Origin of the sequence: Pelomonas dachongensis, from assembly GCF_043555865.1 — a bacterium.
GTDB lineage: Bacteria > Pseudomonadota > Gammaproteobacteria > Burkholderiales > Burkholderiaceae_C > Pelomonas > Pelomonas dachongensis.
In genome coordinates this window covers 184,634-204,166 of sequence record NZ_JBIGHY010000008.1, presented here as the reverse complement: position 1 = coordinate 204,166, position 19,533 = coordinate 184,634, and the positions used below count along the sequence as shown (strand labels likewise).

The following is a 19,533-nucleotide window of genomic DNA, read 5'->3' as shown; positions in this document are numbered from 1 at the left end:
TGTCACTGTTAGACGACGAAATCGCCGCTGCTAGGCGACATAGACAGCGAAATCGCCGCTGCTACCCGACGAATTGGTCATTCCTTACGCGAAACGCCGCGGCTACACGACACAGGCCCCCCGAGGTTGTCGTTTCGCATTGCAGGGCGGTTTCAAATCCCAACTGCAACACTGGCGTAGCGGTCAGTGAAGTGGTGAGGAAGGGGATTCTTGCAGCGCCTGCATGATCGCCCGGAAGCGCTGGAGCGGGCTGTCCCAACCCAAGCGGTTGCGAGGTCGGTTGTTGATCTCGTCGGCGATGAAGTCGAGCTGTTCTTGGCTGTGCACCGACAAGTCCGTGCCCTTGGACAGGTACTGGCGGATCAGCCCGTTCGTGTTCTCGCAGGCGGCCCGCTGCAAAGGGCTGTGGGGGTCGCAGAAGTACACCTTCACGCCGGTCCTGCGCGTCAGCTCGGCGTGGCGCACCATCTCGCGCCCCTGGTCGTACGTCATCGAGCGGCGCACCGGCTCTGCGATGAGATTGAGCTTGTCAGTGAACGCCGCCAGCGCGCTCGCCGCCGAGGCATCCGGCATCTTGGCCAGCAGCAGCAAGCCCGTCGTGCGCTCCACCAGCACGCCCACAGCCGAGCGGTTCATCGCGCCCTTGATGAGGTCGCCCTCCCAGTGCCCAGGCAGCGTGCGCTCGTTCACCTCGGGCGGGCGCACGTGGATGCTGACCATGTCCGGGATCTGGCCTCGGCGGTCGTCGCCGGCGCTGCGAGGCCGGCGCGTGTTCTTGGCCTGGCGCAGGCACTTGACGAGTTCGCGACGCAACTCGCCCGCAGGCTGAGCGTAGATTGCCGTGTAGATCGTCTCGTGGCTGACGTGCATGTCGGGCTGGTCCGGTAACATGCGGCGCAGTGTGTCGCTGATCTGCTGGGGCGACCACTGGCGGCGCAGGCCCGCCTGGACGACGAGCCACAGCGACTTCAGGGGATGCAGCTTGGGCCAGGGGCGCTGCTCAATGCGGCGCTGCGCGGCCTGAGGCTTGGCACCGTCTGCGGCGTAGCCCTGCGGGCCGACGTTGCGCCGGAGCTCGCGGCTGAGGGTGGAGGCAGTGCGCGCGAGCACTTGCGCGATGTCGCGCAGGCTTTTGTTTTGAAGGCTGAGTGCGGCGAGCGTCACGCGCTCTTCGGGTTGCAGTTGTTGGTAGCTGGGGCGGGGCATCGGGTGACCTTACCCGCTCCGCTTATGTTGCACTTCAGACTTGAGACCGCCCCCTTCACCAATAAAAACGGCCCGCTCAGGCGGGCCGCTGAAACGGGGCGACGCCGCTCAGGCTTTGCGGCGGCGGGCGAACAGGCCGCCGCCCAGCGCGGCCAGAACTAGTGCGTAGGTGGCGGGTTCCGGCACCGTGGCAGTCGGCTGGAAGCTGACGTCGGCAAAGCCAAAGTCATCCGTCACGGTGCTGTCCGAGCTCGTGTAGAACGCATACGGGAAGCCGGAGCCGAAGTCGCTGCTGAAGGTGAAGTCGTACGACCAGGCGCTCGCCGTGCTGGTGTCCACGCCCACCAACTGGCCGTCGAAGAAGGCAGCGGTGGCGCCGCCAAGCTCCAGGCTGCTGAATGCGTAGGTCTGGCCTGCCAGCGTGAAGCTGAAGCTGCTCAGTGCCAGCCAGGCGGTCGACGTGTCCAGCCCGGTGTCGTCGTAGCTGAACTGGCCCGTCAGCGTCTGGCCGGCAAGCGAGCCGCCGACGAAGCCCGTGGTGCTGAAGTCGACGACGACAGGCGCGGCCTGCGCCTGCAGAGCCAAGCCGGCGAGGGCGGCGGCGAGGAGGGTCTTGCGAATCATGGTTGTTGTCCTTCTGGGTGACTTGATGTTCAGAACTTGTAGCTGCTGGCGGTCAGCGCACCGCAGGCAACACCGCGCAGCTGTAGCAACGAGCGCGGGCGCTGGGTGGCGCTGGCACTGCCGTCGGCGTCGATGTTGATGACTGCGCCGGCGGGCGAGGTTGTGCAGGTCACGTGGCCGCTGGCCAGCGGGTCGGCGCTGGTGATGCCCAGCGAGGCCAGCAGACGGGTCAGCACCAGCGTGTCCTTGCCGGGCACGAAGTCGGTGATGACGTCGCCCTGGTCAAGCATGCTGCCGTAGACGAACTGGTTGGCACCCGCCCCGCCGGTCAGCGTGTCGGCGCCGGCGCCGCCCTCGATGACGTCGTCGCCCGGCGTGCCGACGAGGGTGTCGCGGCCGGCCGTGCCGCCGATGGCCTTCACCAGATTCAGCCCGATCAGCATCGGGTCATGGTCCGACGCGCGGAACACCGACGGCTGGTACCAGTCGTTGCCCGTGGCGCGGCCTTCGAGGTTGTAGTCGGTGATCTCCGGCTCGTCGGCGTTGACGTGCCAGCTGGTCGCGCCCACGGCCTTGGCCGCAACGCTGGCGGTGCCCAGCGCGTGGTCCAGGCGGCCGGCCATCGCGTCGAAGACGTAGCTGTAGTCGAGCGGATCGAACTGGCCCACGATGTCCACGAGGCCGGCGCTGGTGAGCAGATGGATGGGGTCTTCCTTGGCATAGGCGTTCATGTCGCCGATGAGGATGACGTCCTCCGTCTGCGCCGTGGCCTTGACGCTGGGCAGCCAGGTCAGCAGGCGCTGCGCCTGATCCTTGCGGTCGTCGTTGAAGCAGCTCTGCAGGTCGCCCTGGTCGGCGTTCAGGCCGGAGGCGCCACCGCAGCCCTTGGACTTCAGGTGGTTGACCATCACCGCGAACTTCTCGCCGTTGGCAGTGACGAAGCCCTGCGCGAAGGTCGGGCGGTTGTTGACCGTGTTCGTGTCGGACATCGACGCGCCCACCAGGCCCAGCTTGGCGGGCTTGTAGATCATGGCCACGCGGATCGCGTCGGTGCCCGTGCCGGCGGCGGGCAGCGGCACGGCGGCGTAGGTGCCGGCGCCCAGCTGCGCGTTCAGGCCGTTGACCAGGTCCTGCACGGCGAAGTTGCCGTTGTTCTGGATCTCCATCAGGCCCACGACGTCTGCGTTCATGCCCGACAGCATGGCGAGGATCTTGGTGCGCTGGCGGTTGAACTCGGCGAGGCTGTTGGCGCCGCGGCAGTCCACCTGGCAGCTCGTGCCGCTGCCGGGCACGAAGGCGCTGCCGCCGCCGCTGGTGAAGTAGTTCAGCACGTTGGCGCTGGCGATGCGGACGTTTCCACCCACGGCCGGCGGCGCGGCCGGGCGCGGCGTCGGGCGTGCGAACACGGGTGCGGCGGTCGGGTGGATCTTGTACGACAGCGGGCCGGTGGCTGCGTCCGTCGACGGGCCGAAGTCGACCACGCCGGTCACGCCTTCCAGCGTGTCGCCGGCGCGCACGGTGCCGTCCTGCCAGAGGTAGGGCGTGGGGTTGGGCGTGCCCAGCGAGCTGCCGTCGTCCAGCACCACGCTGCGCGCCAGGTTGGCGACCTGCAGCGCCTGCGCGGCGGGGCCGGGGCGCTCGACGTTGGTGGGCGTGAACGTGCGGCCACCGGCCGACACGGTCAGTTGGCCCCAGCTGCCGACGAAGTTGGTCTGGTTGACCGTCAGCGCATCGGTGATGCGCACCAGCATGCCTTCATAGCGCTCCATGGCGGCCTGCGTGGCCAGCGCCGCAAGGCTGACCTCGACCGGCTGCGGCAGCGCGTTGCCCGAGCTGTTGACGGTGATGCCGGCGACGTTGCTCAGCTCCGTCAGCGGGTTGGCCTGGCTGGCCGCGCTGCTGGACACCGAGTACTCCACCACGCTGGCCGACACCGTGACCTGGTCGCCAACGGCCACGGTAGGTGCACTGCTGGTGAAGACGAAGATGCCGTCGGATGTCGCGGCGTCGTTGTCGCCGACCGGGTCTTGCAGGTAGAAGCCGTTGTTGATGAGCTTGGTGACCACGCCGCTGGTGGTCACGGCGGTGCCGGCCAGTGGGCTCTTGGCACCGGCGCCCTGGATGGCCGGGATGCTGACGACGCCGGACGCCGAGAGCTTGAACGAGCAGGTGGCGGTCTGCGCCTCGTCGTTGTCCCACTTCAAGCCGAGGGTGTAGTTGCCAGCGGCCAGCGTGTTGGAGACGTTGAATGACTGCGCGGCGTCGGTGTTGTCTTCGGTCGAGGCGACGAAGCTGTCCAGCGTCACGCCAGCTGGCAGGCTGCCCACCACGGTGGCGGCGGTGACGCGGCTGTCCGTGTCCTTGGCGCGCACGGTGAAACCGGACGCGGTGCCGGACACGGCCACCTGGTCGGGGCAGGCGGGGACGATGGGGGCGTTGACGGGGCCGCTGCCACCGTCGCAGGTGACGAATGCGCTGGCCTTGTTGCGCGGCGCCGGGGTGCCGGTGGCGAAGTCGGCGCCGTTGTCGTCGGTGTCGGTGCAGCCGTTGGCGGCGCGCAGCACGGCCAGCGTCGTGGAGGCCGCAGGCGTGGGCGCTGTGCCTTCGAAGAAGTTGGCGCTGCCGAAGCCCACCAGATCCTCCACCAGGGCCATCTGCGCGGGCGAGCAGGCGCTGCTGCCGCCATTGCAGCCCAGCGAGGCCGCCTGCTTGACGAGTGCGACCTTGCCGGCCGTGGCCGACATGCCAATCGTGCCGGTGGCGTCGGGCGTCGGCAGCGCGGCGCCATTGGCGCCACCCGCCATGCGGACCAGGTAGAACTGGCCCGGCTCCAGCGACCCGGACAGCGTCACCAGGTTGCCGCTGGCACCCAGGGCACCGGTGCCGGCCGCGCTGGTGTACTGCACCGACCAGCCCGCCAGACTGACCGTGCTGCTGCTGCGGTTGTGCAGCTCGACGTAGTCATGCGTCAGCACGGCGCCGTTGTTGCCGCCTGCGCCGTAGACCTGGCTGATGACGACGTTGCCCGCTGCGAATGCAGCGGGAGCGGCAAACGCCGCGGCAAGAAGGGCGACCAGAGGTTTGAGTTGCATGACGGAGTAGTAAAAATTGCCCGGGACGGCGCGCATCGTAGGGACGCTTCGTGACGATTTGATCCACCGCATTTATGGGGGTGGTTTGAGTCATCATTCGCGCCCATGTCGCCTGCACTGCTTTTGATCGGGGTTCTCACTTATTTCGCCGGGCTGCTGGTACTGGCGAGGTGCGTCTCGCACGGTTCTGGCGCTGAGGGTTTCTACGTGGGGGGCAGGGAAAGTCCCTGGCCTGTGGTCGCGTTCGGAATGATCGGGACGTCGCTTTCCGGCGTCACCTTCATCAGCGTGCCCGGCTCGGTGGCCGTCAACGGCTTCACCTACCTGCAGATCGTCATCGGCCAGCTGTTCGGCTATGCCGTCATCGCCTTCGTGCTGCTGCCCGCCTACCACCGGCTGAAGCTCGCCTCCATCTACGGCCTGCTCGGCGAACGCCTGGGGCCGGCCGCGCAGCGGCTGGGTTCGGCCTACTTCATCCTCAGCCGCACCCTCGGTGCCACGGGGCGGCTGTTCCTCGTCGTGGCCGTGCTGCACACCCTGATCCTGCAGCCGCTGGGCGTGCCGTTCTGGCTGGGCGCGGCGGTGGTGCTGGTGATGATCCTGCTGTACACGGTGGAGGGTGGCGTAAAAGCGCTGGTGTGGACCGACACGCTGCAGACCGCCGGCATGCTGATCGGCCTCATCGTCTGCACCGTGCTGCTGTGGCGGCCCGACGCGTTCGCGCAGCTGGACGCCGCGGGCCTGTCCCGCGTGTGGGTGGGCGACCCGCTGAGCCGCGACTTCTCGGTCAAGGCGCTGCTGGCCGGCATGTTCATCGCCATCGCGATGACGGGGCTGGACCAGGAAATGATGCAGAAGAGCCTGTCGGTCGCGAAGCTGCGTGACGCGCAGAAGAACCTGCTGGTGCTTGCCGTGCTGATGCTGGTGGTGGTGGCCGTCTTCCTGCTGCTGGGCGGGCTGCTGGCGCTGTACGCGCAGGAGCACGGCCTGGCGGCCAAGGGCGATGCGCTGTTCCCGACAGTCGTCATGCAGCACCTGCCGGCGTGGGTGCAGATCGTCTTCGTGCTGGCGCTGGTGTCGGCGCTGCTGCCAAGCGCCGACGGCGCGCTGACCGCGCTGACGGCCAGCACCTGCCTGGACCTGCTGCGCGTCGGCAAGGAAGACACCCGCACGCGTCAGCGCGTGCATTTGGGATTTGCGGTGCTGTTCCTCGCGCTGGTGCTGGGCTTCAAGGCGCTGGACAGCACCAGCATGATCTACCTGATCCTGAAGCTGGCCGGCTATACCTACGGCCCGCTGCTGGGCCTGTTCGCCTTTGCGATGTTCACGCCGCGGGCGGTGCCAGGTCGTGCGCTGGTTGCCGTGTGCGTGGCGGCGCCGCTGCTGTGCGCGGCGCTGGACTTCGGGCAGCCGTGGGGCGGGTATCAGATCGGGTTGGAGCTGCTGTTGCTGAATGGGCTGCTGACGTGGGCGGGGTTGTGGCTGGCCGGCACGCGGGCGCAGGCCTCGCATTCGTGATACCGCGCGCCATGCTCGACGACACCGTCACCCTGTACCGTCCCACCGGGCCTGCCGAGTTGCGCTTGGTGGAGGAGGCAGGCTTCCGCGCTTGACCGCCGCGCCTACCTGACCAACCCATCTTCTACCCGGTCACGAACCAGGCCTACGCAGAGCAGATTGCGCGCGACTGGAACGTGCCCGCCAGCGGCTATGGATGCGTCACGCGCTTCCAGGTGCGACGTGCGTTCATGGGCCAGTTCCCGGTCCAGCAGGTGGGCGGCGGACTGCACACCGAATGGTGGTTGCCTGCCGAACGCCTCGAGGAGCTGAACGTCAACATCGTCGGTCTGATCGAGGTCATCACCGAGTTCGGCACGCGCCCAGCGTAGGCGCGACTTCGCACGCGGTTCATGCAGTGACGCAATGACTCGCAACCGCGGAGATGTCCGTTGCGGCCGAGCAGCGCGCCCGTGTACCCTCCGCGCCTGCCGCGCACCACGCGGCTCCGCCTCCAACCCCGGCCCGAGCCCATGCACACCATGTCCACCACCCGTCGGCAAGCTGCGGTGCTGCTCTGTGCCGCGGTGCTTGCAACTGCAGCTCACGCCTCACCCATGTTCACTGAGTCCAGCTTCTCCCAGCTCCGGTTCCTCGAAGGGAAATGGCAGGGCGTCGGCCCCGACGGCAAGGCGTTCTTTGACGAGTACGTGCTGGCCGAACCGCGGCTCTTGCGCTCAATTCGCCATGCCGACGCGGGCTTCAACAAGGCCACGGACAGCAGCACCGTCGCGTTGCAGGACGGCGAGGTCATATCCACCTGGGGCCCGTTCACGTGGCGGGCCACGTCCATCAGCGCCAGCAAGGCCTGCTTCGAACCCATCAACGCCCCCAGCGCCTTCTGCTGGGAGCAGGTGGCACCGGACGCGGTCAGCGTGACCCAGCGGTGGACGGGCGCCGACGGCAAGGAGGCGTCCTTCGTGATCCGGCTCACTCGTCTGAAGCCCTGAAGCCCTGAAGTCAGGCGCTTCGCGCCTCACCCCTCACAGCGAGTGAGCCGGTCGCGCAGCGCCTGCGGCATGCGCCCGTCGGGCGACACTCCGCCTTCGCATGTTGTCTGCCTCTCCTGTTTTCTCGTCAACCTCTCTCACCCGCATGCTCGCCGCCTTCGTGCGCGAGCACTGGCGCGCCTACGCGTCGGCCGCGGCCATGCTCAGCTGCATTGCGGCGCTGACGGTCTGGATCCCGCGCCAGGTTGGCCACGTCGTCGATGACCTCGTCGCCGGCGGTCTGAAGGGCGACGCGCTGCTGAAGCAGCTGGGCCTGCTCGTGCTGGCCGGCCTCGTCATTTACCTGCTGCGCGTGGGCTGGCGGCTGATGCTGTTCAAGGCCGCCTACCGCCTCGGCGCCCGGCTGCGCACGCGGCTGTTCGCGCGGCTGGCGCTGCAGGGTCCGGCCTACTTCCAGGGGCAGCGCACTGGTGACCTGATGGCGCTGGCGACCAACGACATCGACGCCGTCGAGCAGGCCGCCGGCGAGGCCATGCTGGCGGGCTTCGACGGCACGCAGACGCTGGTGCTGGTGCTGGCCATGATGACCCTCGCCATCGACTGGCGGCTGGGCCTGGCGGCGCTGCTGCCGTTTCCGCTGATGGCGCTGGCGTTCTGGTGGATCAGCAAGCACCTGCACACCGCCGCGCAGGACTCGCTGACCCGCTTCGGCGCGCTGAACACGCAGGTTCAGGAGAGCCTGGCCGGCGTTCGCACGCTGCGCGCACTGGGGCTGGTGGGCCGCAGCGAGCAGCGCTTCGGCGAGCTGGCCGGCAGCGCAGCCGAGGCGGCGTTCCGATCGCAGCGCTGGGAGGCCGCCTACGAGCCCGCCGTGGGCATGACGCTGGGCGCCGCGACCGCCATCGCCCTGGCGGTGGGCGGCTGGCTGGTGGCGCAGCGCGAGATCAGCATTGGGCAGCTGACCGCGTTCACGATGTACCTGGGCCAGCTGATCTGGCCGATGTTCGCCGCCGGCTGGGTGCTGGCGCTGCTGGAGCGTGGGCGGGCCGCCTGGGCGCGGCTGGCGCCGGTGCTGGATGCGCCGCTGACGCTGGCCGACGAGGGCCGGGCGGCGCTGCCGGCCCGGCCAGAGCTGCGTGCCGAGGGACTGACCTTCAGCTTCCCCGGCGCCAAGCGGCCGGCGCTGGAGGGCGTGGATCTGCAACTCGCGCCGGGCCGCACACTGGGCATCGTGGGCGCGACGGGTGCCGGCAAGTCGGCGCTGGTGCGGCTGCTGTTGCGTCAGTCCGAGCCCGACGCCGGTCGATTGATGCTGGGCGGCGTGCAGCTGCCAGACCTTTCGCTGGCCACGCTGCGCTCCCACATCGCCTGGGTGCCGCAGGAGGCCTTCCTGTTTTCGGCCTCGGTGGCCGAGAACATCGCGCTGACAAGACCTGGCGCCACACCTGCCGACATCGAGGCCGCCGCGCGGCTCGCGGCCGTGCACGACGACATCCAGCGCCTGCCCAAGGGCTACGCGACGGAGGTGGGCGAGCGCGGCGTGACCCTGTCAGGTGGCCAACGCCAGCGCGTGGCCATCGCGCGGGCGCTGTTGTCGGCTGCTCCCTTGCTGGTGCTGGACGACGCGCTGTCGGCCGTCGACACCGGCACCGAGACGGCCATACTCGACCACCTGCGCGAGCTGCGCGCCGCACGGCCCGACCGCAGCGTCATCGTCATTGCGCACCGGCTGTCGGCGGTCATGGAAGCCGACGAGGTCATCGTGCTGAAGCAGGGCCACGTCATCGAGCGCGGCACGCACGCCGAGTTGCTCGAACACGGTGGCTGGTATGCCTCGCAGTGGCGCTATCAACAAATCGAGGCCAGCCTTGAAGCAGAGTGAAGCGCCGAAGCCCTGGCAAAGCGTTGGCCTGCTGATGGAGTCGGCAGGCCCCGAACGCCCGCAGCTCATCCGCGGCGGTCTCTGGCTGCTGCTCGCCGCTGGTCTCGAGGTGCTCGCTCCCATCCTCGGCAAGCGCTACATCGACGACTACCTGCTGCCCGGCAACTACGACCTCGGCGCGATGGCGATGCTGCTGGCCACCGTGCTGCTGACCGGCTGGGCGGCCAGCTGGATCCGCTACGCACAGCTGTCGCGCATGGCCGGCGTCGCGCGGCGCTCGGTGCTGCGGCTGCGCGAGCGCGTCTACGCGCACGTGCTGGCCTTGCCCATGGCCTTCTTCGACAAGGCCATCACCGGCCAGCTCGTCAGCCGCGTCACCAACGACACCGAGGCGGTCAACCAGTTGTACAGACAAGTGCTGTACGTGATGCTGGACTCGACCATCGTCGTCCTCGGCTCGCTGGTGGCGATGGCATTCCTGGACTGGCGGTTGATGCTCATCGTCGCCACGCTGGTGCCGGCCATGGTGGTCATCATCCTGGCCTACCAGCGCTTGTCTGCGCCCGCCGTGGGCCGCACGCGCCAACTGCGCAGCGACATCAACGCGCAGATGGCCGAGAGCATGGCCGGCATGGCGGTGCTGCAGGCGGCCGGCGCTGCGGGGCGTTTCGGCGAACGCTTCGAGGCGGTGAACGCCGAGCACCGGCTGTCGCGCATTGCCGAGTTGCGCGCCAACGCTTGGCTGCTGCGCCCGGCGCTGGACTTGCTGAACGTTCTGCTGCTCGTTACCGTCATCTATGGCTTCGGTCGGCGCGAGCTGTCGGGCATGGAAGTGGGCCTGCTCTACGCCTTCCTCAGCTACATCGCCCGCGTCGTCGAGCCGCTGATCCAGATCACCATGCAGTTCGGCCAGCTGCAGCAGTCCATGGTCGCCGCGTCGCGAGTGCGGGCGCTGCTGGAGGAGGCCGAGTTCCGTGGGCCGCCACAGGATGGCGCGCCGGTCTCGCACGGCGCATTGCGCATCGAGGAACTGACCTTCGGCTACGACCCCGCGCGGCCGGTGCTGCACGGCGTGGAGGTGGACATTCCCGCCGGCAGCTTCACCGGCATCGTCGGCCACACGGGCAGCGGCAAGAGCACGCTGCTGTCGCTGCTGCTGCGCTTCTACACGGCGCAGCAGGGCCGCATCACCGTCGACGGGCAGCCGCTAGAAGCCGTGCCCGACGCCGCTTTCCGCGACGCAGTGGGCCTGGTGCCGCAGGAGGCCTTCCTGATGGCGGCCACGGTGCGCGAGAACATCGCGATGGGCCGGCCGGGCATCACCGACGAAGCCGTCGAGGCCGCCGCCCGGGATGCCCGTGCACACGACTTCATCACCGCGCTGCCCCAGGGCTACGACACCCGTCTCGGCGAGGGTGGCGCTCGCGTTTCGAGCGGTCAGAAGCAGCTGCTGGCCATGGCCCGCGCGCTGGCCGGCGCGCCGCGCATCCTGTTCCTGGACGAGGCCACCAGCAACGTCGACAGCGAGACCGAGGCGCGCATCGGCGCGGCGCTGGCGGCGCTGCACGGGCGCGTGACGGTGATCGCCATTGCTCACCGCCTCTCCACCATCCGTGCGGCCGACCAGATCCTGGTGCTGAACCACGGCCGGCTGCAGGAGCGGGGCCGTCATGACGAGCTGATGGCGGTCGACGGCGGTCTGTACCGTCGCCTTGTCGAGCTGCAGACGCTGGAAGAGCCCGACGACGCCGAGCCTGTCTGACTACCGCACGAGTGGCCGGATGCGCGTGAAGCCGCCGTCCACCGGCAGCACCTGGCCCGTGAGCCGGTCCGCCGCGTCGGACAGCAACCAGGCAATCACGCCGGCCACCTGCTCGGCCGTCTGCACACCGCCCAGCGGATACTGCTTGCCAGCACCTTCGCGCATGGCCGGCTGCTTGAGCATGATGGCGGTCATGGGTGTGTCGGTCATGCCCGGGGCCACCGCATTGACGCGCAGTCCCTGTGGCGCGTAGGTGGCCGCGGCGCTGCGCACCAGCGCCTCGATGCCGCCTTTGGCCGCCGCGATGGCCTCGTGGTTGGCCACGCCAATGCCGGCTACCACCGAGCTGACCAGCACCGCCGCGCCGGGCCGCGCAGGCTCACGCAACGCTTCAACCCAGGCGCCCAGCGTGAACAGCGCGCTCTCCAGGTTGACGCGCAGCACGTCGCGCACCTGCTCCGCCCGGCTGCGGTGCAGCGGCGCGATCAGCGTGCTGCCGACGCAGTGGGCCAGCCGGGAGGGCACGCCCAGCGTCTCGCGGCACTGTCGCAGGGCGTCGGCGGCGCCCTCGGGCGTGGTGGTGTCGGCCTGGATGTGCAGGGCTGCCGTCACGTCGGCCAGGCCGGAGGCATGGCGGCCTACGGCGGCAACCTGCCAGCCCTGGGCGTGCAACTGAGCGCACAGCGCGCGGCCGATGCCGCCACGGGCACCGGTGACGAGAACGATGGGAGTCATGCGGAAGTCTCCGAATCAGGGCGGGCATAGCTCGCCAGGTAATTCACCGAGGTGTCTGGCGTCCAGCTGGCGCGGTGCAGCAGCGGGAGGTAGCGCATGCCCAGCCGCTGCAGCGGCCGCAGCCCGCAGTGCATAGCGGCAGCGTCCAGCTCGGCAGGCGTGACGAACTGCTGCCAGCGGTGCGTGCCCACCGGCAGCACGCGCAGCACATACTCTGCGCCGACGATGGCCAGCAGCCAACTGCGCGCAGTGCGGTTGATGGTGGAGGCAATCAGCAGACCGCCGAGCGCGACGTGGCTGGCCACGCGGGCGAGGAAGGCCGGCACGTCGTCCACATGCTCCACCACCTCCAGCGCCAGCACGACGTCGAAGTGCTCGTCGGGTCGCAGCGAGACGGCGGGCTCCCCGACGCGATAGTCCAGCTGTGCCACGTCGCGTCCATGCCTACGGGCAGCGCCGATGTTGCCGGCCGACGCATCGATGCCCACCACGCGCAGGCCGGCTCGCGCCAGCGGCTCGGCCATCAAGCCGCCGCCGCAGCCCACGTCCAGCAGGCTCAGGTCGGACCGGCCACCGTGGTGGCGCGCGATCGCGTCGCGGACCCAGGCCAGGCGCAGCGCATTGGTGACATGCAGCGGACGCATCGGGCCTGCCGGGTCCCACCAGGTGGAGCTCCAGGCGTCGAAACGGGCCACCTCGGCCGGGATGACAGTGCTGCGCTGTTCAGACATGGCGGCACACCGACACCGCCGCTGCCGAGCCCTGGCCGACCATCGCGCACCACGCACGCAGCCACGGCCCCGGCGCGTCACCGCCGTGCGCGGCGGCGGCCTCGTCGCGGTGATGCACTTCGTCCTGGCGGCAGACCTCCAGTTCCGCACGCAGCACCGCCCAGTTGGCGTTGCCCGTCAGGCGATCAATCTGCTCCTGGTAGTGGCCGTCGACAAAGGTTTCGACCGCAGCAATCGTGGCGTAGACCGCACGCGTGCCGAACAGCGCAGGCAGTGCGCCGGTCAGCCAGCCGCTGATGCGCCACAGCGGCAGCAGCCGGCTGCGCTGGGCCGGTGGCAGCCAGGCTTCGACCACGTCGAGATGATGCTGCTCGGTCGCCAGGTGGCGCCGGGCAAAGTGGCGCAAGGCCGGGTCGCGGCTGACTGCCAGCACACCGCGGTAGATGTAGACCGCGCCGGTCTCGCCGGCATGGTCGGTGCGCAGGTCGGCGACCAGCGCGTGCGGCAGCGCTGGCCGCTCAAGCACAGTGCTCATGACGCGCGACGCCATGTGCGGCGCACCACGAGAAACGCGTTGTACGCCGCGTCCAGCAGCGCCACAACCGGGCGGTGGTTGAGCCATCGTGCCAGCCTCGCCGTGCGCGGCAGCGCGGCCCAAATGGCGATAAAGGCGGCGGCGCCGCCCACCAGCGAGCCGTCGGCACGGCGCACATGCAGCCGCACCAGGGCGGCGTCACGGGTCAGGCCGGGCCCGAACGCCCCGTCATCGCAGGCCGCCGCGTTGACCCAGCACACCGACTCCGCGCCCGGCAGGCGCTGGTACACCGCAATCTCGCGACTGCAGACCGGGCAATCACCGTCGAAATAGACCGTGGGAGGCGCGCTCTGGGGTGGGCTATCGGACATGTCCGCATGTTGCCCGCCTGCCGTCAACCCTGCTGGCGCTCGGGCTTGTTGGTCTTTGCCAGCCGCTGCGCTGCGGCGACATCCCGTCGTGCTTCCAGGATGGCGAGGCTGCCGCGCAACTGGCGCAGCGCCAGCTCGGTGCGCGTTTCGCCCGGTGCAGGCAGCAGCCGCGCCTCGCGGTCGGCCAGCACGTCTTCACGCAGGCGAAGGCCGGCCCGGGCGAACTTGGGCGCAAACCCGGCAGCGCGCTCGCGCAGCAGCTCGCGGGTGGCCTGGTAAGCGTGCTCGGCGAGCCGCCGGCGCTGGCTGTAGCTGAAGGTGTTGGCCAGGAACAGCTCCGCGTCGCGCGGGTCGGGCTCGAACAGCAGGATGTCGGTCTGCGGGTGCGTGCGCTCGTAGCCCTTCATGCCCAGCGCCAGCCGCGAGTGGATCAGCGAGCGGAAGGTCTGCGACAGCACCAGCGGCAGGCCGCCGTCCACCAACCGGGGGATACGCGGCTGCAGCGCGGCCGTGCGCCCCAGCTTGCTGGCGAGCTTCTTGGCATGGCGCTCGCGGCCCTCGCGCGGAGCGCGTCGGTCGCTGGCATAAGGCACCAGCGGATTCAGGCAGATCAGCAGGTCCAGCCCGCGGTCCAGCAGCACGGAGGCGTGCAGCGTCTTCTTGAGTGCGCCATCCACGTAGTGCCGGCCGTCGATTTCGACCGGCGGGAACAGCCCGGGCAATGCGGCGCTGGCCTGCACGGCGCGAGAGATGGGCACGTGGTCCCAGCCATCCGTGCCGAAGGGGATGGCCTCCCCGGTGTCGAGGTCGGTGGCGACCAATACCAGGCGGTGGCGCAGTTGGCGGAAGTCGTTGCTGCGGCCCGGTTCGTCGAACACCCGCGTCAGCGCCGCGCCGAAGCGCTCGCTGGACAGCAGGCCGGTGGGCAGCACGCGGCCCAGGCGCTCCAGGGTGCTGAGGCGCGAACGCCCCTCCAGCAGCTCCCGCGCGGCTTCGGAGAGCAGCCCCGGCAGCAGCCGCAGCCGCTCGCCGAACTCGTGCCAGGCCGGCAGCAGCAGCTCGGCTGGGTCGAAGCGGTCCGGCGCCTCGGCGGTGTTGGAGATGAAGGCGGCGCACAGCTGGCGCGGCGTCATGCCGTTGGCCAGGCCGGCGGCGATGAAGCCGCCGGCGCTGACGCCGATGTAGGCGTCGCAGGCGGTGAAGTCCAGACCGCCGATGGCCTCCTCCAAAGCACAAAGGGCGCCAACTTCATAGATGGCGCCCAGTGGGCCTCCGCCGGCCAGGGCCAGGCCGATCTTGGGCTGGCGCATGGTCGTCAGATGCTAGGAACGATCAGGCCTTGGGGGCGGCGGCCTTCTTGGTGGCCGGGGCTTTCTTGGCCGGTGCGGCCTTCTTGGCGGTGACCTTGGCTGCCGGCTTGGCGGCAGCCTTCTTGGCCGGCTCTGCAGCAGGCTTGGCCGCTGGCGCCTTCTTCGCCGCCGTAGCGGCCTTCTTCGCAGCGGGCTTCTTGGCGGGCTCGGTGCCGGTGGCCTTGGCCAGTGCGTCGATGCGCTCGATCAGCGCGTCGATGTCGCCCTTGGTCGGCACGCCCAGGCCTTGCAGCGCCTTGGCCACGCGGGCCTCGAAGATGGATTCCAGCTTGTCCCAATGCTGGCCGGCCTTGGCGCCGACATCGCCCGCCACGTCGCTGACCTTGCTGGCCACCGCGCTGAGCTTTTCCTCGGCGGCGGACTGGGTCTTCTTCTGCAGCTTCACGCCTTCGGCCACCAGAGCCTCGAAGACCTTGCCGCCCTCGCCCTGGGCCTTGGAGAAGGACGCCAGGCCCGCCGCCCAGATCTGCTGGGCGCTGTCCTTGATGTTCTGTGCCATCGCGCTGTCGAGCAGGCCAGCGGGGAAGCCGGTGGCGGCCGCAGCCTTCTTCTTGTCAGCCATCTTCTGGAGCTTCTTGACCATGGTTGTCCTTTCGAGTGTGCGAGTTCGCGCAGGAACTGTAGCCGCCGCATGCCCCGTCGGTACGGGCGTTCCTAGTGGCAGCGCTCTATGCCGGTCCCCGGGAAAGTGCGCAGCGAGCGGGCGCGGGCCGTGATGAAGAATCAAGCGAAACCCCAAAGCAGGAGACCCCGCATGCAGTATTTCGTCACTGGCGCCACCGGCTTCATCGGCAAGCGCCTCGTCAAGAAGCTGCTGGCGCGGCGTGGCAGCACGGTCCACTTCTTGATGCGCCAGGAGAGTGCCGACAAGCTGCCCGGCCTGCTGGCCTACTGGGGCGTCTCCAAGACCCGCGTGATTCCCGTCTATGGCGACCTGACGAGCAAGAAGCTGGGCGTGGCCAGCGATGTCATCAAGGGCCTGAAGGGCCAGATCGACCACCTCTACCACCTGGCCGCCGTCTACGACCTGGGCGCCGACGAGGAGGCGCAGGTGGCTGTCAACATCGAGGGCACCCGCTCGATGGTGGAGTTCGCGCAGGCCATCGACGCGGGCCATGTGCACCACGTGTCATCGATTGCCGCGGCAGGCCTGTACGAGGGCGTGTTCCGCGAGGACATGTTCGACGAGGCCGAGAACCTGGACCACCCGTACTTCATGACCAAGCACGAGAGCGAGAAGATCGTGCGCAAGGAGTGCAAGCGGCCGTGGACGGTCTACCGCCCGGCACTCGTCGTCGGCGACTCCACCACCGGCGAGATGGACAAGATCGACGGCCCTTACTACTTCTTCAAGCTGATCCAGCGCATGCGCCAGATACTGCCGCCGTGGATGCCCAGTGTGGGCCTGGAGGGCGGGCGCATCAACATCGTGCCGGTGGACTACGTCGTCGACGCGCTGGACCACATCTCGCACAAGGTCAGCAAGGGGCAGGGCTGCTACCACCTCGTGGACCCCAAGGGCTACCGCGTGGGAGACGTGTTGGACATCTTCAGCAAGGCCGCGCATGCGCCCAAGATGAACTTGTTCATCAACGCCGCGCTGATGGGCTTCATCCCCAAGAGCGTGAAGAAGGGCCTGATGGCGCTGGCGCCGGTGCGCCGCATCCGCAACGCGGTGATGAAAGACCTCGGCCTGCCCGAGGACATGTTCACCTTCATCAACTACCCGACCCGCTTCGACTGCCGCGACACCGAGGCCGCGCTGAAGGGATCGGGGCTGTCCTGCCCCGACCTGAACGACTACGCCTGGCGGCTGTGGGACTACTGGGAGCGCCACCTCGACCCGGCGCTTTTCATCGACCGTTCGTTGAGGGGCGCGGCCGGTGGCAAGGTGGTTTTGGTGACCGGCGGTTCGTCGGGCATCGGCCTGGCTGCGGCCGTCAAGTTCGCCGAGGCCGGTGCCGTCACGCTGATCTGCGCGCGCGACCAGGTCAAGCTGGACGACGCCGTCAAGGAAATCAAGGACAAGGCCGGCAAGCAGGCGCAGATCTACGCGTTCGCCTGCGACATCGCCGACGCGGAGGGCTGCGCCAACCTCGTCGAGTGGTGCAACACCTTCGGCGGCGTCGATTACCTCATCAACAACGCGGGGCGTTCCATCCGCCGCGCCGTGGAAAGCAGCTACGACCGCTTCCACGACTATCAACGCACGATGGACCTGAACTACTTCGGTTGCCTGCGCGTGACCATGGGCCTGCTGCCCGGCATGCAGGCCAAGAAGAAGGGCCACGTCGTCAACATCAGCTCCATCGGCGTGCTGACGAATGCACCGCGCTTCTCGGCTTACGTGGCCAGCAAGGCCGCGCTGGACGCCTGGACGCGCTGCGCCGCCAGTGAGTTCGCCGACACCGGCATCACGTTCACCACCATCAACATGCCGCTGGTGCGCACGCCCATGATCGCGCCCACCAAGATCTACAACAACGTGCCTACACTGTCGCCCGAAGAGGCCGCAGACATGATTGCCGAGGCCTGCATCAACAAGCCGGTGCGCATCGCCACGCGGCTGGGCGTGTCGGGCGAGTTGCTGCACGCGGCGGCGCCCCGAATCGCGCAGATCGTCATGAACACGACCTTCCGCATGTTCCCGGACAGCGACGCGGCCAAGGGGGAAAAGGGCAAGGGCGGCCTGTCTCCCGAGGCCATCGCGCTGCAGCAGATGATGCGCGGAATACATTTTTGACCCGTCGCCCAGGCTCGCCCCGCTGAACGCGGCCGGAGTCCGGTCGGTCCCCCGTGGGGACGGCGATTGACTGGGCATCGAGCCGGGCAACATCGCAAGGCGGGTCGGCTTGGGGCGTCCCGGCGCTCGGCCCGAAACTCGAGTCTTGTTGCCACGCCCGGCTTCGGCCGGGCGCTTCGTTCAGGGGACTGAAGACATGCTGAGAGGACAACGCGTCGGCTTGCGCCACGTGACCGAAGAGGATCTGCCGTGGATCAAGCGCACCACCGGAGATCCACAAGTGTTCGGTCCGTTCATTGGCACGCGCATGATGACGCCGCATGCGGTGGACCAGCGCTGGAAGGACAACGGTTTTGCCAACGAGGATGCCGAGCGGCTGATGATCTGCCATCTCGTGGATGGCAGCGTCATCGGCGACGTCGTCCACTTCGCTGCAGCGCGCTACACGACGGCGCGCGAGATCGGCTGGACCATGGCTGACGTGGCCATGCGAGGCCAGGGGTTGGCCAGCGAGGCCGCAGGCTTGCTGGTGGACTACCTGTTCGGCAACTGGCCGGTGAACCGCCTGTCCTGCGGCATGTCGGTGCACAACCATGCATCGCGCCGCGTGGCCGAGAAGTGCGGCTTCAAGCATGAGGGCATACAGCGCGGCATCGTATTCGTGGCCGGCGAGTACGTGGACTGCCACTCGCTGTCGCTGCTGCGCAGCGACTGGATGGCGATGAAGGGCCAGGCCTGATGGACGGCAGGGCCTGCGAATTCGATCTCGTCGTCTTCGGCGCCACCGGTTTCACCGGGCGCCTCGTTGCCGAGTACTTGCACCGCAGCGGCGCGGCCGGCGTGCGCTGGGCCATTGCCGGGCGCAACCTCGACAAGCTCGCCAAGGTGCGCGACGAACTGCACCTGCCGCCATCCGTGGCGCTGCTGCAGGCCGATGCGTCCGATGACGCCGCACTGCGGGCGCTGGTGGCCCGCACGCGCGGCGTCATCACCACCGTCGGCCCTTATCAGTTGTACGGCGAGCCGCTGGCAACCGCCTGCGCCGAGCGCGGCACGGACTACGTGGACCTGTGCGGTGAGCCCCTGTGGATGGCACGCATGATCCCGAAGCTGACGACGCTGGCCGAAGCGAGCGGCGCGCGCATCGTGTTCTCGTGCGGCTTCGACTCCATCCCTTTCGACCTCGGTGTGGTCTACCTGCAGGCCCAGGCTCATGCGCGCTTCGGTGCGCCACTGCCCGAGGTGCGGGGCCGGGTGGCCCGGCTCAAGGGCACCTTCTCCGGCGGCACCTTCGCCAGCCTGATGGCAACCGTCGAGGCGGTGCGCCGCGAGCCGGCGTTGGCCCAGCTGATGGTCAACCCTTTCGCGCTGGCCGGTGGTTTCAAGGGGCCCCGGCAGCCCGCCGGGCAGGCCGCCGATTTCGACGACTGGGCTGGTGCCTGGTGCGGCCCCTTCGTCATGGCCGCCATCAATACCAAGAACATCCACCGCAGCAATGCGCTGCGGGGCCACCCCTGGGGCCGGGACTTCATCTACAGCGAGAAGCTGCTGACTGGCAAGCCGGGGCAGGGCGACCAGGGCCGCAAGAAGGCTGTCGCGCTGGCCCGCTTCACAAAGCTGCAGAACCTCGCGCTGGGCTTTGCTCCGACACGCTTCCTGCTGCGCCGCTTCGTGCTGACACAGCCGGGCGACGGCCCCGACGCCGCCGCGCGCGAGGCGGGGCGCTACGAGGTCTGGTTCACGGGCCGGACCGACGAGGGCCAGCAGCTGCGCGCCGTCGTCAAGGGCGACCGCGACCCGGGCTATGGCTCGACCTGCAAGCTCATCAGCGAGGCCGCGCTGTGCCTGCTGCAGGACGTGGACCGCAACGCGACGCCCGGCGGCGTCTGGACGCCGGGTGCCGCGATGGGCCTGGCGCTGGTGCGCCGGCTGCAGGCGCGCGCAGGCCTGACGTTCGAGATGGCGGCCTGAAGTC

The 19,533-nt window shown here is 69.0% G+C and carries 17 protein-coding genes; 8 read left to right on the top strand and 9 right to left on the bottom strand.

From position 1 onward, the window contains the following. Window positions 1-183: 183 nt before the first annotated feature. The 3 genes from ACG02S_RS20680 to ACG02S_RS20670 form a co-directional block, all read right to left on the bottom strand. Complete coding sequence (locus ACG02S_RS20680) at window positions 184-1,206, bottom strand: IS30 family transposase (protein WP_394472375.1); 1,023 nt, start codon at window positions 1,204-1,206, stop codon at window positions 184-186. A 108-nt stretch (window positions 1,207-1,314) separates the two neighbouring features. After that, the gene (locus ACG02S_RS20675; protein ID WP_394472374.1) at window positions 1,315-1,830 is read right to left on the bottom strand and encodes a PEP-CTERM sorting domain-containing protein; all 516 of its coding nucleotides are present in this window, start codon (window positions 1,828-1,830) and stop codon (window positions 1,315-1,317) included. Between the two features lie 29 nt (window positions 1,831-1,859). Next, complete coding sequence (locus ACG02S_RS20670; RefSeq protein ID WP_394472373.1) at window positions 1,860-4,922, bottom strand: ExeM/NucH family extracellular endonuclease; 3,063 nt, start codon at window positions 4,920-4,922, stop codon at window positions 1,860-1,862. 105 nt (window positions 4,923-5,027) lie between these two features. Here ACG02S_RS20670 and ACG02S_RS20665 point away from each other — a divergent pair, with 105 nt between their 5' ends. The 5 genes from ACG02S_RS20665 (at window position 5,028) to ACG02S_RS20645 (ending at window position 11,073) form a co-directional block, all read left to right on the top strand. Next, window positions 5,028-6,440 carry a sodium:solute symporter gene (locus tag ACG02S_RS20665; RefSeq protein ID WP_394472372.1) on the top strand — a complete coding sequence of 471 codons (1,413 nt, stop codon included), beginning with the start codon at window positions 5,028-5,030 and terminating at the stop codon, window positions 6,438-6,440. A gap of 230 nt (window positions 6,441-6,670) precedes the next feature. Beyond that, window positions 6,671-6,811, top strand: a complete 141-nt coding sequence (locus ACG02S_RS20660; protein WP_394472371.1) for a hypothetical protein — start codon at window positions 6,671-6,673, stop codon at window positions 6,809-6,811. A 150-nt stretch (window positions 6,812-6,961) separates the two neighbouring features. Then, window positions 6,962-7,429 (top strand): hypothetical protein, encoded by a 468-nt coding sequence (locus ACG02S_RS20655; RefSeq protein ID WP_394472370.1) that lies wholly within the window; start codon window positions 6,962-6,964, stop codon window positions 7,427-7,429. A 145-nt stretch (window positions 7,430-7,574) separates the two neighbouring features. After that, window positions 7,575-9,311, top strand: a complete 1,737-nt coding sequence (locus tag ACG02S_RS20650; protein WP_394472369.1) for an ABC transporter ATP-binding protein — start codon at window positions 7,575-7,577, stop codon at window positions 9,309-9,311. A gap of 34 nt (window positions 9,312-9,345) precedes the next feature. Next, window positions 9,346-11,073 (top strand): ABC transporter ATP-binding protein, encoded by a 1,728-nt coding sequence (locus tag ACG02S_RS20645; RefSeq protein ID WP_394472414.1) that lies wholly within the window; start codon window positions 9,346-9,348, stop codon window positions 11,071-11,073. On the opposite strand, the gene ACG02S_RS20640 is transcribed toward ACG02S_RS20645, so the two are convergent. Genes ACG02S_RS20640 through ACG02S_RS20615 form a run of 6 tightly spaced genes read right to left on the bottom strand, consistent with a single transcriptional unit; the run spans window position 11,074 to window position 15,398 of the window. Then, entirely contained in the window at window positions 11,074-11,808 is a 735-nt protein-coding gene (locus ACG02S_RS20640) for an SDR family NAD(P)-dependent oxidoreductase (protein WP_394472368.1), read from the bottom strand. Then, the gene (gene ubiG, locus ACG02S_RS20635) at window positions 11,805-12,539 is read right to left on the bottom strand and encodes a bifunctional 2-polyprenyl-6-hydroxyphenol methylase/3-demethylubiquinol 3-O-methyltransferase UbiG (RefSeq protein WP_394472367.1); all 735 of its coding nucleotides are present in this window, start codon (window positions 12,537-12,539) and stop codon (window positions 11,805-11,807) included. The genes ACG02S_RS20640 and ubiG overlap by 4 nt, the downstream gene beginning before the upstream one ends. After that, window positions 12,532-13,074 (bottom strand): demethoxyubiquinone hydroxylase family protein, encoded by a 543-nt coding sequence (locus tag ACG02S_RS20630; RefSeq protein ID WP_394472366.1) that lies wholly within the window; start codon window positions 13,072-13,074, stop codon window positions 12,532-12,534. The genes ubiG and ACG02S_RS20630 overlap by 8 nt, the downstream gene beginning before the upstream one ends. Then, on the bottom strand, window positions 13,071-13,445 hold the full coding sequence (locus ACG02S_RS20625; protein ID WP_394472365.1) for a DCC1-like thiol-disulfide oxidoreductase family protein: 375 nt from the start codon (window positions 13,443-13,445) through the stop codon (window positions 13,071-13,073). Before ACG02S_RS20625 ends, ACG02S_RS20630 begins: the two co-directional genes overlap by 4 nt. 23 nt (window positions 13,446-13,468) lie before the next feature. Next, the gene (locus ACG02S_RS20620) at window positions 13,469-14,755 is read right to left on the bottom strand and encodes a patatin-like phospholipase family protein (protein WP_394472364.1); all 1,287 of its coding nucleotides are present in this window, start codon (window positions 14,753-14,755) and stop codon (window positions 13,469-13,471) included. A gap of 22 nt (window positions 14,756-14,777) precedes the next feature. After that, window positions 14,778-15,398: a phasin family protein gene (locus ACG02S_RS20615; protein WP_394472363.1), complete on the bottom strand. Its 621-nt coding sequence runs from the start codon at window positions 15,396-15,398 to the stop codon at window positions 14,778-14,780. Window positions 15,399-15,569: 171 nt separating this feature from the next. Here ACG02S_RS20615 and ACG02S_RS20610 point away from each other — a divergent pair, with 171 nt between their 5' ends. The 3 genes from ACG02S_RS20610 to ACG02S_RS20600 all read left to right on the top strand — a co-directional run bounded on the left by ACG02S_RS20610 (window position 15,570) and on the right by ACG02S_RS20600 (window position 19,529). After that, window positions 15,570-17,558, top strand: coding sequence for an SDR family oxidoreductase (locus tag ACG02S_RS20610; RefSeq protein ID WP_394472362.1), 1,989 nt, complete (start codon window positions 15,570-15,572; stop codon window positions 17,556-17,558). Window positions 17,559-17,754: 196 nt separating this feature from the next. Further along, window positions 17,755-18,297, top strand: a complete 543-nt coding sequence (locus tag ACG02S_RS20605) for a GNAT family N-acetyltransferase (protein WP_394472361.1) — start codon at window positions 17,755-17,757, stop codon at window positions 18,295-18,297. Beyond that, window positions 18,297-19,529, top strand: a complete 1,233-nt coding sequence (locus ACG02S_RS20600; protein ID WP_394472360.1) for a saccharopine dehydrogenase family protein — start codon at window positions 18,297-18,299, stop codon at window positions 19,527-19,529. The genes ACG02S_RS20605 and ACG02S_RS20600 overlap by 1 nt, the downstream gene beginning before the upstream one ends. Window positions 19,530-19,533 lie beyond the last annotated feature (4 nt).

Coding starts and splice junctions, on each gene's coding strand:
- ACG02S_RS20680 (WP_394472375.1), bottom strand. CDS start 1,206: ATGCCCCGCCCCAGCTACCAACAACTGCAACCCGAAGAGCGCGTGACG.
- ACG02S_RS20675 (WP_394472374.1), bottom strand. CDS start 1,830: ATGATTCGCAAGACCCTCCTCGCCGCCGCCCTCGCCGGCTTGGCTCTG.
- ACG02S_RS20670 (WP_394472373.1), bottom strand. CDS start 4,922: ATGCAACTCAAACCTCTGGTCGCCCTTCTTGCCGCGGCGTTTGCCGCT.
- ACG02S_RS20665 (WP_394472372.1), top strand. CDS start 5,028: ATGTCGCCTGCACTGCTTTTGATCGGGGTTCTCACTTATTTCGCCGGG.
- ACG02S_RS20660 (WP_394472371.1), top strand. CDS start 6,671: ATGGGCCAGTTCCCGGTCCAGCAGGTGGGCGGCGGACTGCACACCGAA.
- ACG02S_RS20655 (WP_394472370.1), top strand. CDS start 6,962: ATGTCCACCACCCGTCGGCAAGCTGCGGTGCTGCTCTGTGCCGCGGTG.
- ACG02S_RS20650 (WP_394472369.1), top strand. CDS start 7,575: ATGCTCGCCGCCTTCGTGCGCGAGCACTGGCGCGCCTACGCGTCGGCC.
- ACG02S_RS20645 (WP_394472414.1), top strand. CDS start 9,346: ATGGAGTCGGCAGGCCCCGAACGCCCGCAGCTCATCCGCGGCGGTCTC.
- ACG02S_RS20640 (WP_394472368.1), bottom strand. CDS start 11,808: ATGACTCCCATCGTTCTCGTCACCGGTGCCCGTGGCGGCATCGGCCGC.
- ubiG (WP_394472367.1), bottom strand. CDS start 12,539: ATGTCTGAACAGCGCAGCACTGTCATCCCGGCCGAGGTGGCCCGTTTC.
- ACG02S_RS20630 (WP_394472366.1), bottom strand. CDS start 13,074: ATGAGCACTGTGCTTGAGCGGCCAGCGCTGCCGCACGCGCTGGTCGCC.
- ACG02S_RS20625 (WP_394472365.1), bottom strand. CDS start 13,445: ATGTCCGATAGCCCACCCCAGAGCGCGCCTCCCACGGTCTATTTCGAC.
- ACG02S_RS20620 (WP_394472364.1), bottom strand. CDS start 14,755: ATGCGCCAGCCCAAGATCGGCCTGGCCCTGGCCGGCGGAGGCCCACTG.
- ACG02S_RS20615 (WP_394472363.1), bottom strand. CDS start 15,398: ATGGTCAAGAAGCTCCAGAAGATGGCTGACAAGAAGAAGGCTGCGGCC.
- ACG02S_RS20610 (WP_394472362.1), top strand. CDS start 15,570: ATGCAGTATTTCGTCACTGGCGCCACCGGCTTCATCGGCAAGCGCCTC.
- ACG02S_RS20605 (WP_394472361.1), top strand. CDS start 17,755: ATGCTGAGAGGACAACGCGTCGGCTTGCGCCACGTGACCGAAGAGGAT.
- ACG02S_RS20600 (WP_394472360.1), top strand. CDS start 18,297: ATGGACGGCAGGGCCTGCGAATTCGATCTCGTCGTCTTCGGCGCCACC.